We start from the raw sequence: 14,639 nt of genomic DNA, 5'->3' as shown, positions 1-14,639 counted from the left end.
ACCTCAGTCCCGGGCTTAACCCATGGATCGCGGCAGGAAGGTCACGATATCCGGGAACAGGGCAATCACGATGACCATGGCCACCATGATCAGGAAAAAGGGCAGTGACGCCTTGGCGATCCGGCCAATGGACGCGCCGGTTAAACCCTGAACGACAAATAGATTGAACCCCACCGGCGGCGTGATCTGGGACATCTCAACCACGATCACTAGGAAGATGCCAAACCAGACTTGGTCGAACCCCGCGGCGGAGATCAACGGCAGCACTAGGGCCAAGGTCATAACGATGGCCGATAACCCATCAATGACACAGCCAAGGGCAATATAGAAAATCGTGAGCAGAAGAATCAGAGCAAAGGGGCTAAGATCAAGCGCCGTAATGCTGGCCGCCACCGCTTGAGGCAAACCGAGAAAGGCCATGGCCTTCGACAAAAACAAGGCGCCCGCCAGAATGAGCCCGATCATGGAGCAGGTTTTGATCGCGCCCATAAAGGCCAGTGCCAAGGTTTGACGTGTCAGGGCGCGCTGCGCGAGTGCAACCACCAACGCGCCGGCCACACCAATCGTCGCGGCCTCAGACGGACTGGCAATGCCAGCATACATGGAGCCAATAATCACGGCGATGAGCCCCAGAATCGGACCGAGTTCGCCGATCGCTTTGAGACGATCCATCCACGTTGCGGAAGCCTGATCATCGGGCACAAGAGCAGGGTTCAGCATCACACGAATAGCGATGTACGCCATATAAGACGCCGCCAACATGACCCCCGGCACCACTCCTGCAATGAACAGGTCGATGATCGACGTTTCAGACAACACGCCATAGAGAATAAGAATGATGCTGGGCGGAATCAGAAACCCCAATGTGCCCGCGCCACAGAGCGAGCCGATGGCCAGATTCTCGTTGTAGCCGCGCGCTTTCAGTTCAGCCAACGTCATCCGGCCGATGGTGGCGGTGGTCGCGGCAGACGACCCGGACACGGCGGCAAAGAGCGTGCAGCCAACAACATTCACATGCAGCAAGCGCCCGGGCATGCGGGTAATCCATGGAGTCAAACCCCGAAACACACTTTCTGACAGGCGTGTGTGAAACAGAATTTCACCCATCAGAATAAACAGCGGCAGGGCGACGATTTCAGGCGTGTTGAGACTGTTCCAGACATCAAAAGCCAGGAAGGTGGCGACCGGCATATCGCGGAAAACAGACAGACTGATAAGGCCCACGCCCATCAGACTGAAGCCGACCCAGACCCCGGCCCCGAGCAACACCACCAGACTGAGCAGCACCACTGCAATCGGCGCGCCGATCATGGGGTTGGCTCCGCAGTCTCGGCGGTTTTCACTTCCGGCACACGGCCCGTCAGCAACCTCAGAATACGCGCCACCAAGGCAAGTGTGAGGACAGCAGGTCCAACAGCCAATAAGGCTTGGGGATAGGCCAATGGTGTTTCAGATGAATAGTAGGAGACTGTGCCCCTCACCCACGTGCCGTAGGCATAGTCGATCAAGGCCACCGTGAGGGTAGAGGAGATCAGCAGCGCAATCACGCTGCACAGAATATCCAAGAGACGCACGATGGAGTCTGAAACAACTTCACTGAGCAGCGTCACGCGAATATGGCCGGCATGCGTTAAGGTCCAACCGGATCCGAGGAACAAAACCAACACCAGAAGATAGCCCGAGTACTCAACCGCTATCGTCAAACTGATGCCAAAGCCACTGCGCAAAACAATCTCAGCAAATCCAAGGGTGAACAGCAAGCCCAGCAACACCGCGGCCACGGCGGCGGCGGCACTGCAAATACGATCTATGGCCGACAACATAACATTCATATCTGAACCGACTTTCCGGTGGCGTCCAAGAAGGTCCGCAACAGCGGACGTGCTTGCGGGACACGCGCAATAAACGCCTGCCAGATCGGCAAAGCCTGTGCCCGCATTTCCGCGAACAACTGAGGGGATGGCTGTTGCGTGATCATGCCATTGGCTTCCAGCTCCAGCAGCTTGGTCTGATCATCGCGGCGTGCGATCTCCCAGAACTCCGGCTCTAGGGTTCGCGCCAGAGCCTCGACTCCCTGCTGCATATTCTGCGGCAATGCCTGCCACGCGGTCTCGTTTATGGACAGAATATTACTGGACCAGGTGTGATTGGACCGCAGCGTATAAGACAAAAACTCCCAAAACTTTTGCGCGGCAGCGGTGGTGGTCGAGGTCATCGCGCCATCCAGAGCGCCGGAGGCCAGCGCCGGCACCACATCTGGCGACGGCATTTGGATGGGTGTCATCTTCAGCCCTAAAACCAGATCGGTTGAGGACTTGTCATAGGACCGCATCGTCAACCCGGCGAAGTCGGCGACGCTTTCGATAGGTTTATCAAAAAAGAAATTCTGATTGGGCCAAGGGACAATATAAATCACGCGCTGGCCGTGGCGCGCGTAGGCTGCTTCAACCTCGGGCCGGATGATGGTGTACAACAGCGCCAGCTGATCAATGTCGTCCACCAAATAGGGGAGAGATTCAAATCCCAACAGGGGCTCCGTCCCGACCTGATGAAAGCTCGCTGAATCCGCCAGATCGACAATGCCTTCCTCAACGGCGCGCATGCTCTCAGGGCCTTTGATGCCGAGGATCGCACCAGGATGGACATGAATAGTCAGCGCGCCTTCGGTCAACACCGAAACCTCTTGGGCAAACCGAAGGGCGTTGGTGACATGATACTCGCTGGGCCCCCAGGGCATGGAGAGATCCCAGTGCATACCCGGTTGCAGGCGGTCACAGGCGGCCAACACCGTGGTTACCGCCATCCCGGACAGAATTTGCCGCCGAGAAGGTGTAGCGTGTTTCAAACGTTTTGGCATCATAGCGGTAAATGACCCGTTTTAAGATAAGCCGTGACGGGCTCAATGGCCGTAAAGGTGCACACGGACTGTGTCGGCCAGCGCAGCCAATCGCCTGTGAAAAAGCGGTCAGCCCTGAAACAGTCTGAGCTTTCAGAGAGCGTGCCAAAAAGGAGAAACATTTCAGCGCCACCGGTTGCCTCAGGCACCGAGAGGGTTGCGCCTTCTTCCAGCCTCATCATTACCATGCGTTCCGGGTGTTCCGCTTCTTCGTAAAGCACAAGCTGGGAGACGCCTTGCCCCAGATCATCCCATGGGTTTTGCAGCATGTTAAGCGCGACCTGACTGCGCGTCTGACCGGGATATTGCTTGAGCTTCACGAACAGCACGCAACCTTCCTTGGAAAACGGCGCATGCTCGAACCCTTCTGGATTGAGCAGGTAAGAGCCCGCCGGAAAATCCCCCTGGCCATCTGAAAACACACCATCAAGAACAAGGATTTCTTCCCCATCGGGATGAGGGTGTGCGTGAAACTTACTGTTGGCATCATATCTTACAATGGACGTCACTCGACCGCGCTCGGCAGGTCCAGACATATCTAGACGCTTGCGCCAGACCCGGGGACTTGGGCTTGGCTGCCAATCAATAGCGCTGGTATGAACCACCACCGCTTCAGAAAAATCCGCGTTAAGATGTCCTTCTGTCACAAGGCTTCCTAATTGGTCTGCATTAGATCAACTATACGGGGTGCGTGACCACATGCACGCATGAATTTCAGTAAATCTTGGGGGTGAATTGATGTGGTTTTTGTATTGATCAACGGATGAGCATTGATTTGGTGCTGCGTCATCATCCAAGAATCAAGAATAACCTGCACCTGAACGTCCGGATCGTTGATCACACAAAAGGGAGAGACAGACCCAGGCGTAACACCAAGCGTGCGCAGCAATCTCTCGGGTGACCCAAAAGACAGCCGCTTCGAGCCGATGAGAGACGGGAGTATTTTAAGATTGATGGCGCAGTCCCACGGTGCGGTCACCAGCCACATCTTTTTCTTGGTATCACACAAAAACAGGTTCTTGACGTGGACGCCAGGCATGTGCCCAACAATCGACTCCGCTGCTGCGACCGTGAATGCGGCAGAATGATCTTCGGTGTATGTCTTTAGACCTAGCCCGTTTAAACGTGCCAGCAAACCTTCAGGGGTCGCGGGGGCCGTCACACGTCACTCCGCTGTGGCGGCTTCCAGCTCAGCCGACGTTTTGGGCCAGGCACGGATCACCGCCTGCACCACAACCGCGAGCGGGATGGCAAAGAAAACACCCCAGAACCCCCAAATGCCGCCAAAAAACAGAATGGCGACAATGATCGCAACAGGATGAATATCAACCACTTCTGAGAACACAAATGGCACCAGCACATTTCCATCAAGTGCCTGAATAATGCCGTAGGCCATCACCGCGATCCCGGCATCACTGGTAAAACCCCACTGCAAAATGGCAACCACAGCAACTGGCAGGGTGACAACAGCCGCGCCGATATACGGAATCAAAACCGAGAACCCGGTGATCACCGCCAACAGCAAGGCGTACTGCAAACCGATCAGTGAAAACGTGATGTAAGTGACCACCGCTACCACAAGAATTTCAAGCGCTTTGCCGCCCACATAATTCTGCAATTGATTATGGACCTCGGCCCAGACTTGTCTGGCAAGCTGCCGGTCACGCGGCAGGAATGACGCCAGCCAGTTGACGATTTTATCTTTGTCTTTGATCAGGAAGAAAACCATCAAGGGCACAATGATCAGATAGACAATCCAGGTCATCAGACCAATCACCGTGCCACCCAAAGACCCCACCAGGGACTGGGAAAAATCCAGCACTTCTGTCTGCAACTGATTCATGATCTGCGACGCCTGGGCCGGTGTCAGCAAAGATGGGTATTTATCAGGCAGATGACTGACAGTGTTTTGCAAGCTGGTAATAAAGTCCGGCGCCTGCCGGGTGAGTTGCGTGATCTGACGAATCAACAAAGGAATTAAACCAAAAACAATCGCCAACATCAACATGATGAACACAACAAAAACGAGTGTGATGGAAAGCCATGGCGACACGCCATAGCTTTCGAGTTTGTCGACAAATACTTGCAGCAAATAGGCCAGCACAACCGCAGCCAAAAATGGCGCCAAAATATTTGCCGTAAGAACCAACGCCGTGGTGGCAAAAATCAGCAACAAAATCAGCAGGGTGAGCTGCGGATTGTCTGAGATCGTTTTGAACCAGTTGCGAATAATATCCATGGCGTCAGGCTTACCCCGTCTGAGTAAAACGGTAAAGACTTAGAAGCGCGCTGTTCTACTGCAAGCCGGTTTGACGTGATTTTGCTTTCCCATTGGAATACCCCGCTAGGGCGTAATCGTTTGCCCAACCCATGACAGTACATCTTGCGCCACGCGATCTTCATAACCGTCAAAAGAATACGCTGCGCCCTCGGGGCCACCGTAGAAAATGTATTTCGCCGGACCTTTAGCCGCTTCGGTAAACTCAATCAGATACGCATTTTGCATAAAGGGGTCGCGTGACCCACCAAGCGCAAGCACTGGAATATCAACTTCGGCAATACGGGCTGTATGAACCGCCGCTGACGCTGGTCCCCAATAGCTGAGGAAACTCTTGGCATAGTAATAGGTAAAGCCGGACCCCGGCGGCGGCAAAAACATCTGCTGACGCGGGTCGTCGTCATACCCGGCCTGAGGCATGGGGTAATCAATCAGGTAAGTTTCACCCTCGCCATCCCTCACCGCTTCTTGCGCTTCAAGAACAGCCCGGGCGTAGAGATCATCCCCCATGCCGGTGCGCGCGTGGCGTGGCATGTCACGGGTTGGGGACAGATACACTATGGCCTTGAGGCGCGGGTCTGCCCGTTGGCTAAGATAATACGTCCACCACAACCCGCCGACGCCATGACCTACACCGACAAGATCCGTGTACCCACGACCAGACATGGCATCGACCCAGACCGCGAAATCATCGGGCAGAGATTCAAGTGTACCGCTGACCACACCGCGATACCCGGACGCGCGATGCTGGAACGCCAGCGCCGTGTAGCCGGCCTGGGCGAGACGCACACCAAGCCAATGAGTAGAGGAGCGCATAACATCACTGGTCCAACCGTGCATGAGCATGAAGGCTGGTCGTGTGCGATCCTCGCCTGTTGCCGGTGTATACAAAATTCCAGACAGCGCCTCACCGTTGATGTCTGCGATGTCGATCACTTCAGAGCGTATGGCCGGGCGCGGTGGCAAGCCAACCTCTGTCAGCCAGTTCAAAGTATCCGTAACGACCTGATCGCGCACACCGTCAAAGATGCGGCCAACACCGGGATAATATTTTATATCGACGCGCGGACTGATGAACGCGACCGCTTTTAATTCCTCCAGGCGGCCTTTCGGCACCAGCGGGTCAGCTTCGCCAGCGAGCATCAGCATGGGACGATCAATACCGGCGATATTGGCGGACAAAGATGTCTTAGCGGTAGGGCCGAACCAGTCAAGAAAGCTGGTGGGAATGAAGATGAGACCATCTCCAAGATCAATAAACGGCTGGCGTCCGCCTTCTTCAACCGCGCGGGAGGCCCGGTCAACGGTTTCCCAGTATTTTTCTTCCCCAACCCGTTGCCGCCAGTTGTCGGCCATGTTCTGAGTTGGCGAATAATGAATTACGGCTTTGACACGGGGGTCGTCCGTTTCGACCATATAGCGCGCAACCCGCAGCGAGCCCAAACCAGCGCCGGCAAGAATGATATCGGTAAAGCCGCGCGCGGCGAGCATATCCACACCGCCGCGAATGTCTTCAATCACTTCATCAAAACGGGTGAACGAGTAGCGGGTGGCGTGGCGGGTCTCGATCGAGAGATTGGTGTACCCTTGCTGGGCCAATCCTGTCGCTGCATATCGCGCCGCACTGTCGGGGCGGATGGGTGAACCGCCGGGCCCGCCGTGGAGATGCAAAATGGCAGGCCCATGGCTATTCAGGCCCGCCTCAGGGTACATCAACACGGCAGGCAGGATGACGCCGTCAGCAGTGGTAAAAGTGACCACGTCTTCGGTTACACCATCAGCCGCATAAACAGGCAGCGATAAAGTCAGCGCCACGGTGATCAGAGCAAAACATCGCACCACAATAAGAGTCCTCGGCATCGGTTTCCCTGAAACGGTAGCATATGTCAGAGGGAGATAAGACCCACAAGAATTCGGCCAGGATAAGGCAAAGATGCTATAGCACCAGAGATGACCAGCAGCCGAAAGTTCATACACCTCAAAAATGCCGATGTGGACGTCGGCCCAAATGGTGCGCCGCGCTCTAAACAGTTTCAGGACACCTACTTTGATGCCGATGACGGCCTCGCGGAATCCCGGTATGTGTTTTTAGACGGTTGTGGGTTGTGGGACACATGGCGCGAACGCCATCGTTTCACAGTTGCAGAAACCGGGTTCGGCACCGGTTTAAACTTTCTCGCCGCGTGGCACGCCTGGCAACAAGACCCGCACCGACCGGATATTTTGCATTACATCTCGGTGGAAGGGTTTCCGCTTCTGCGGGAAAACCTTGTAAGCAGTCACAAGCACTGGCCCGAACTCTGCTCGCTCTCTTTGGATTTAACCAACAGCTATCCGACGCCTCAACCCGGATACCATCGCCTGTTTTTTGAAGATGGCAAAGTTGCTCTAACGCTTCTTTTTGGTGACGTGTTGGAAATGCTCAGCGGTTTAGAGGCTGACGTGGATGCCTGGTTCCTCGATGGTTTCGCGCCTGACCGCAACCCGGACATGTGGCAGCCAGAGGTTTTAAGTCAGATCGCGCGTCTGTCTCATCTGGGAACGCGCCTGGCGACATTTACGGTCGCCGGACCGGTGCGGCGCGGCTTATCTGACGTGGGGTTTTCCGTAAGCAAAAGAAAAGGGTTCGGCAAGAAGCGTGAAGTGCTTCAGGCTGAGTTTTCGGGGCCGCTGTTAGAGTCGCGCCAGGAGCCTTGGTTCAAAACACCAACAGTGCACACCAGGCCATCCACAGACATTGCGGTGATTGGGAGCGGCCTGGCCGGAGCCACCGCTGCGCATGCGTTTCAACGCAATGGATTTAATGTCACCGTAATTGAACAACAGACACGAATCGCCAGCGGTGCGTCCGCAACACCGGCAGCAATTTTTATGCCGCGCTTAACAGCTGCCGCCAGCATGGATGGCGCGTTCTATGCCACAGCTTGGCCGAAACTCATTCGATTGATAGCAACACTGGAAGACAATGGCTTCGACCTTCAGCATATGGCCTGTGGCGTATTACAGCTTGGCGAGAACGCGAACGACAAACAGCGTCACCTTGCCATCGCAAACTCCGGTGTGCTGCCAAACAGCTATGTGCGAACTGTCGATGCCAACGAAGCCTCGGATCTTTCAGGTGTTCCTTTAAAAAGGGGGGGGCTCTTTTTCCCCCACGGCGGCACCATATCATCGCAACGCCTTTGCGAAGCCCTGCTGCATCAAACCACCTTAATCTCAGATACCCGCGCAGCGGAACTGAGGCGGGATGGAGACGGTTGGCAGATCCTGGGCAACCGCGGCAACGCGATCTTAAAGGCTGAATTTGTGGTGTTGGCCTGCGGGTTGGAAACGCAGCGATTTACTCAAGCTGGAAGATTACAACTGCTTGCCCGACGCGGTCAGGTCACACGCGTCAGGCCAACCACGGACAGCGCCGCCCTATCATGCGTCATCACCGGCCAAGGGTACGTCACACCCACCATCGACGGCCATCACATTATCGGTGCCACTTTTGATCACCTTAACGCTACTTTGGGCGTAAGCGATTCGCTTAAACCAGTGACATCAGCAGATCGTCAAAATCTCCTAGAGGCGCAAGCGTTAATGGCTGGAAATTTCGATTGGTCTGCTGTGCTCGAGAGTTGGGTTGGAATACGATGCACGACCGCAGATCACCTGCCGCTGGCTGGCGCTCTACCAGACCTAGAGGCTTACGAACACGATTTCGCCGCCGTGCGCCACGGGCATCAATGGACCGCTTATCCAGAGGCCAAATATCACAAAGGACTTTACGTGCTGACCGGCTTGGGTGCGCGCGGCACGGTGGCCGCTCCCCTCGCTGCTGAGGTTTTGGTGAGCTTAGCGACTGGTGGACCACCCCCTGTCTCACGAGACGTTGCCAATGCACTGCATCCGGCACGCTTCACCATTCGAGACCTTAAGCGCGCGAAATCTTAGCAAATCAATAAATTTAGTCTGTTTATTAAAAAGCCACAGTGCCGCCACACAACTGCGCTGCCCATGCCATTATTAAGTTATTGAGTCCGCCTTCCTTTGGTCAAGCTGAAAGGCGCGGCACAATGTCTAGTCGCTATCGTTTCTGGATCAGGCTGACGGGCCTAACGCTCGTCGTCCTTGCCCTGCTCACAACATGGATGGTGGCCAGCCTGGCCTTCGCGCCCGCTATAAACGCGCAATGATATCCTCAGCGAGATCGCCAGAAATATCAGTTGGGCTGCTCTTTAGATCCGGCTTCATTGAAATGCATCTGAGGTGCCCCGTCATCGGTGCGGGTTAATATGCCACGATCAATGAGTTGCTGACGCATCTGCACCATGGCTTCCGTTGCATGGGCAAAGCCTTCAATGGGGAAAATCAAACGCTGCTTGAACTTCGGCTTAAGGCGCCCTTGATCATCCCGATCTGAAACAGATAGGGTCAGAAGATCGACGCGGACGACACTTCCGGTGACCGTTATCTCACCGATTGCATCTGCAAAAATTTCCGTCTCAGTCTCGGCCGCCATATTTTAAGTCCTTACTTTTCAGAGTGGCGGAGTGTGCAAAAGACTACGCAGAAAAGAAAGGGGAGACGCGAGCCTAAATAGAATGGAAGAAAACAAGGATCCCGGAGCCTAAAATGCTACCTCCCGCCCCTCTAAGATTTCCACTCGTCAGCAGAAACCAGAAAGAAGCGGGAGGCAACTGATGCTTTCTGTCACCGGGGTAGGAACTGACTCAGGGACAGTGACAGATAAGCGAGATCACATAGGGTACTGAACACGTTTGTCTGGATTAGCATTTCCTTGTTGGTTGCTACTGCTTCGTTTATCATTATGTGGGAATTTTTCCCACGAACAAGTGAACCTTAAGCCAGAGAATTATCACGCGTCAAGAAAAATATGTGGGAATTTTTCCCACAATCTGATATGATCCTTTCCATGAAAACTGAAATTCCCTGCCAAAGAGCTGAATTTTGAGCACCCCGCACACCGCTGGCGGGCCGCCTGACGCCCTGATTTCTGCGCTGCGTCGGGTACTTAAACCGCTTGTGCGTTTGATGATCAGCAAGGGCGTGACGCTGCCGCTGCTGACCACGCTGCTGAAGGAAACGTTTGTATCCGTCGCCGAGCAAAATTTTCCAGTAGAAGGGAAACGCCAGACGGACAGCCGCATCAACCTCTTGACCGGCGTGCACCGCAAAGATGTGAAACGCCTGCGGGAAGAGCGCCATATTGAAAAAGCGATGCCCCAGGCTATCGGGCTGGGAGCGCAGATTGTCTCCCGCTGGGTCAGCGATGCTCAGACCACAGATTCTGAGGGGCACCCCTTGCCGTTACCCCGGCAAAGCAAAAGCCCTGACGAAGCCTCCTTTGACGGCCTGGTCGAGGATATCTCAACGGATGTCAGACCCCGCGCAGTGCTGGATGAATGGTTGCGCCTGGGCGTGGCCAGTATCGATGATCAAGACAGAGTTGTGCTGAACCGCCAAGCGTTCATTCCAGAGAAGGGCTTTGACGAAAAAGCTTTCTATTTCGGTCGCAACATCCATGATCACTTAGCAACCACCTCAGACAACCTGATCGGTGACGGGAACCCGCGCTTAGAGCGGAGCGTTCATTATGGGGGCCTGACAGAAGCCTCGGTAAAAGAACTAGAGAAAAGCGCCGAAAAAGTCGGTATGGATGCTCTTTTAGCCTTAAACCGTATGGCACGAGAGCGTGTTGAAGCGGATAAAGGGTTGGAAAATGCGAAATACAGGTTCAATTTTGGCTTGTATTTCTACGATGACGACCACAGCCTAGACGATCAACAGGACTCAGAGTCGGAGACATAATGGGGACCAAGCGGGCAAGGACCGGAACAAATGCGCTGCAGCAATTTGCTGCGGCAGCTTTTGCGCTTGTTCTGGTTTCCGCCTGCGCAACCCCACCCTCAGAGTCTCAGACAGCCGCCACGAACGGCGATGGTATCAGCGGCACCGGCATTATCGCAAACATGCATGGCGGCGACGGGATCGGTGGCACGGGTGTCCTTGCGCAACATGGCGGCGACGGGATCGGCGGCACGGGCATCATCGGCACGATTTCCGGCTTTGGCAGCATCATCGTGAATGGCTTGAAACTGGACTACAACGCCAAGACAACAGTTGAAAGCGATGGGCGTCCCGCAGGACTGACGGATCTGAAAATCGGGCAGGTTATTGAAGGTGTTGCCCAACGCGATCAGAACGGGGTGTTGCGCCTGGAGCGTTTGGAAATCCGCCATGCCGTCACAGGGCCGATCAGCCGTATTGATCATAATGCGGACCGTCTGGTGGTGCTGGGTCAAACCGTGCGGGTCAACCTGGAAGGCGACCCCCTGCAAAAAGCCGCCTTTGGCGCTTTGAAGGTTGGCGACACCATTCGGGTATCAGGCTTACGCCTCGAGGACGGCGTGATTGTGGCCTCGCGGCTGGATCAAACCAGTGACGATGGCCGCGCGGTTATCAGAGGGCATGTTACCTCAACCTCTAGCGGCAAGGCCCGGATCGGTGATTTAGACATCAACCTTGATCGCGCGGCCTTAGCGGAAAACCTGACGGTTGGCGCTCAAGCTTTCGTCGCCGGGCAAATGCGTAACGGTGCGTTTGCGGTGGATGTGGCCATTGCCAAACCGAACCTGCCCTTTGAGGACACCGTCACAGAAGTGTTCGTCGAAGGGTATGTGCCCTCAACCCCATCAGCGCTGTCGGTGCAAGGCATACCGGTTACGGGTCTGGATCTCCCCGCTGACGTGAAGCCGGGGGATCGTGTTGTGGTTACCGGGCGCATTGGGTCTAACGGTACAATTGCTGCCCGGGAAATTGAACGCGTGCGCACGGTGATTACAGTGTTGCGACCGTCTGAAATGATGCGGCCTGTGAAACTGCGTCCGACACCCATACAACGCCCGGAACGCATCGAACGTCAACGCCCGATAGATCGTCCGAATTCGGCTATTCCGGAGCGCCCCCAACGGGAACGCCCTGACACTTATCGCCCCCCCATGGTGTAGGCTTTAGGTGTAGACGTTAAAGAGAGATTTTATTTCTCTTGCCGTGCGCGTTCCTGCCAGGGAAACCGATAGACAAAAGCAACGCCACCGCCGGCGTCTGGGCTGTTATCGGAGAAGCCCTTCACCGCATAAATATTTACCGACCAATCCTCAGCGAATCTGATATTCAAATAGGCCGTGGCGTCCTGCGGCGCTTCATTGCCCCTCACCGAAGACTGTCGGTAGTCATAAGATAAACCCGTCGCCACGCGGTCCGACCAGGAGTACTGCAAGCCCACACTGCCATAAGCCGTGTTACGCAGTTTAAAACCGTCCGGCACACCGACCCAGCGGTAACCAATCGTCGCAAATGGAATGAACGGACCAAACGCCTTGGCCACATCAAACTGTAGAGCAGCATCGGGCTCGCCTGTGCCCAAACCCGCCTCCAGACTCGCCGTTGGAATTTTGACTCGCGCTGTCACATCCAAGAACAAATCCTGCACATAGAACTGCTCGAAGCTGTACATGGCTGAGAGAGACATATCGCCCAAACCGGAATCGCTGGCATTTGTTCTAGTCCCGACGCCACCGCTGCTGTCGCCGCCATCCAGAATCAAAGACGGGCCTGACACATGGAGCCACGGCAGCACAGCACGCAGAGTCCACGGACCGTCTTCGACCCGCAAAGACAATGGCACGTAGAGGATTTCTGTTTTTTCAGGCTCACCGTAAGAGCCGGACGAATAATCCAGGCCAAGGTTCATGCGGAAGCGTCGATCATCTTCTTGAGCGACACCCGGGGCTGCTAAAGTGAGCGCAGCGCACACCGAAGACAGACTTAAGACAAGAGCGCGAAAAACCATGATGAGTACAGTATACAGAAAAGACGACTGATCTAGACAGAAGCTCTAAACCCTCCGTACTGTGGGCACCATGAAATATTTAGACATGACATATTTAAAAAAAATCACGCTGCTTACCGTCGGTCTGGCCCTGCTGACGCCCCTGACAGGACACGCTGAAACCACATTGCGGATGGGGTTGGCATCGCTGCCGACAGGCAATGGCAACCCGTTCACCTCAAGCGCGCGCACGTCCTGGTACACGTATGGCGCTATGTTCGACACTCTGACCCAACTTGGTCCCAACCTCAGCATCGCGCCGGGCATCGCGGTCGCCTGGGAAAACACCGATGATCTGACCTGGATTGTGAACTTGCGGGACGGCGTCACATTTTCCAACGGCGAACCCCTCGACGCCGAAGCCGCGCTGTTCAGCTATCGCTATTTACAAAGCGAAGAGGGGCAGCGTGAATCGCTGTCTCGCGACGTAGCGGATATTGCCAGCATGGAAGCGATAGACGCCCACACGATTAAGTTTGTCACCAAGGTGACCATGCCTGAGTTTTCGCGATTGATGGCCGTGGTGCCGTTGGTCGCGCCACAGCACTGGCAGGCGCTAGGACGCGATGGCTTTGCGTTTGAGCCTGTCGGCACTGGGCCTTTTCAGGTCACTAAATGGCAAGCCACACGCGTCGAATTGAACGCCGTTGAAACCGCCTGGCGCGCGCCACAGATCGACAAACTTGAATTACTGGCGCTGCCGGAAACTGCATCGCGCGTGGCGGCGTTGCTCACAGATCGCGTTGATGTGGCCTCTGAAATTGGACCCGACGACACTTACACGGTGGAAGGCGCGGGCCTAAGCACGTACAAACGTCCGGCCACATCCGTGGATGTGGTTGCCTTCAACATCTTGGTTGAGTCACCGTTGCAAGACGTACGCGTGAGGCGCGCGTTGAACTACGCGGTCAACAAGGAGGCCATTGCCGCAACCATCATGGACGGTCGGTCAAAGGTGATGAGCCAAATGACCGCTGATCTAAACCCGGAGCGCAATCCGGACCTTGCCCCCTATCCTTACGACCCAGACAAGGCAAAAGCGTTACTGGCAGAAGCCGGCCACCCCAATGGCTTTGAGTTTATTTTTGAGTTTAGTGCGGGCACCGGCGGCACCCACATGGAATCCATGTACCAGCAGGTGGCCGCAGATCTGGTACGCATTGGCGTCGAGATGGAAGTCCGGCCTTTGCCCTGGGCACAATATGTGCGCGGCGTGCTGCAAGGCGAGTGGAATGGACAGGCCTTCGGCTTTGAATATGAAGTGCTGCCGACTGGCAGCAGCATGCGTCCGTTTCGTTTACATTCCTGCTCTTGGCCCTACCCGTGGTACTGCGACAGGCGCATTGAGCCTGCCATTGCCCGCGCGAAAAGTGAGATGAATGTTGAAAACCGCATGACTGCGGTGCGAGAGGTTCTGGCCCATTATCACCGAGAAGCGGCGGCTTTAATGCTGGTCGAGAGCATGGGCTTAGACGGTGTGAACCCGCAGGTGCAGGGCTACACTCAAGACGGTGGGCGCATTCCGTATCACGCCATCACACTCGACAATTAGTAACAGGACGTCT

Annotated in this window: 13 protein-coding genes; 4 read left to right on the top strand and 9 right to left on the bottom strand. The window is 55.3% G+C overall.

Annotation, left to right across the window (positions count from 1 at the left end; genetic code table 11):
• Positions 1–15 precede the first annotated feature (15 nt).
• The 7 genes from RIC29_05010 to RIC29_04980 form a co-directional block, all read right to left on the bottom strand.
• On the bottom strand, positions 16–1,311 hold the full coding sequence (locus RIC29_05010) for a TRAP transporter large permease subunit (GenBank protein ID MEQ8734262.1): 1,296 nt from the start codon (positions 1,309–1,311) through the stop codon (positions 16–18).
• Positions 1,308–1,832, bottom strand: coding sequence for a TRAP transporter small permease (locus RIC29_05005; protein MEQ8734261.1), 525 nt, complete (start codon positions 1,830–1,832; stop codon positions 1,308–1,310). The genes RIC29_05010 and RIC29_05005 overlap by 4 nt, the downstream gene beginning before the upstream one ends.
• On the bottom strand, positions 1,829–2,860 hold the full coding sequence (locus tag RIC29_05000) for a TRAP transporter substrate-binding protein (GenBank protein MEQ8734260.1): 1,032 nt from the start codon (positions 2,858–2,860) through the stop codon (positions 1,829–1,831). Before RIC29_05000 ends, RIC29_05005 begins: the two co-directional genes overlap by 4 nt.
• Positions 2,857–3,543 (bottom strand): cupin domain-containing protein, encoded by a 687-nt coding sequence (locus RIC29_04995; GenBank protein MEQ8734259.1) that lies wholly within the window; start codon positions 3,541–3,543, stop codon positions 2,857–2,859. The genes RIC29_05000 and RIC29_04995 overlap by 4 nt, the downstream gene beginning before the upstream one ends.
• 8 nt (positions 3,544–3,551) lie before the next feature.
• A complete protein-coding gene (locus tag RIC29_04990) occupies positions 3,552–4,058 on the bottom strand; it encodes a prolyl-tRNA synthetase associated domain-containing protein (protein MEQ8734258.1) in 507 nt (168 codons plus the stop codon).
• Positions 4,059–4,061: 3 nt separating this feature from the next.
• A complete protein-coding gene (locus RIC29_04985; GenBank protein ID MEQ8734257.1) occupies positions 4,062–5,135 on the bottom strand; it encodes an AI-2E family transporter in 1,074 nt (357 codons plus the stop codon).
• A gap of 105 nt (positions 5,136–5,240) precedes the next feature.
• A complete protein-coding gene (locus RIC29_04980; GenBank protein ID MEQ8734256.1) occupies positions 5,241–7,034 on the bottom strand; it encodes an alpha/beta hydrolase in 1,794 nt (597 codons plus the stop codon).
• A gap of 90 nt (positions 7,035–7,124) precedes the next feature.
• On the opposite strand from RIC29_04980, the gene mnmC reads away from it, so the two are divergent.
• Positions 7,125–9,113: a bifunctional tRNA (5-methylaminomethyl-2-thiouridine)(34)-methyltransferase MnmD/FAD-dependent 5-carboxymethylaminomethyl-2-thiouridine(34) oxidoreductase MnmC gene (gene mnmC, locus RIC29_04975; protein MEQ8734255.1), complete on the top strand. Its 1,989-nt coding sequence runs from the start codon at positions 7,125–7,127 to the stop codon at positions 9,111–9,113.
• Positions 9,114–9,381: 268 nt separating this feature from the next.
• Here mnmC and RIC29_04970 read toward each other — a convergent pair whose 3' ends face one another.
• Complete coding sequence (locus tag RIC29_04970; GenBank protein ID MEQ8734254.1) at positions 9,382–9,681, bottom strand: hypothetical protein; 300 nt, start codon at positions 9,679–9,681, stop codon at positions 9,382–9,384.
• Between the two features lie 449 nt (positions 9,682–10,130).
• Between RIC29_04970 and RIC29_04965 the strand changes: the two genes are divergently transcribed.
• Together RIC29_04965 and RIC29_04960 are read left to right on the top strand one after the other, a co-directional pair.
• Positions 10,131–10,991, top strand: coding sequence for a DUF6502 family protein (locus RIC29_04965; protein ID MEQ8734253.1), 861 nt, complete (start codon positions 10,131–10,133; stop codon positions 10,989–10,991).
• Positions 10,991–12,190: a DUF5666 domain-containing protein gene (locus RIC29_04960; GenBank protein MEQ8734252.1), complete on the top strand. Its 1,200-nt coding sequence runs from the start codon at positions 10,991–10,993 to the stop codon at positions 12,188–12,190. Before RIC29_04965 ends, RIC29_04960 begins: the two co-directional genes overlap by 1 nt.
• Positions 12,191–12,219: 29 nt before the next feature.
• Here the strand turns inward: RIC29_04960 and RIC29_04955 are convergent, their stop codons facing one another.
• Positions 12,220–13,035 (bottom strand): hypothetical protein, encoded by an 816-nt coding sequence (locus RIC29_04955; GenBank protein ID MEQ8734251.1) that lies wholly within the window; start codon positions 13,033–13,035, stop codon positions 12,220–12,222.
• Positions 13,036–13,120: 85 nt separating this feature from the next.
• On the opposite strand from RIC29_04955, the gene RIC29_04950 reads away from it, so the two are divergent.
• Entirely contained in the window at positions 13,121–14,626 is a 1,506-nt protein-coding gene (locus RIC29_04950) for an ABC transporter substrate-binding protein (protein MEQ8734250.1), read from the top strand.
• Positions 14,627–14,639 lie beyond the last annotated feature (13 nt).

Source organism: Rhodospirillaceae bacterium, assembly GCA_040219235.1.
Taxonomy (GTDB): domain Bacteria; phylum Pseudomonadota; class Alphaproteobacteria; order Rhodospirillales; family Rhodospirillaceae; genus WLXB01.
Note: the sequence above shows the minus strand (reverse complement) of the source record. Positions and strands in the feature narration are given on the sequence as shown.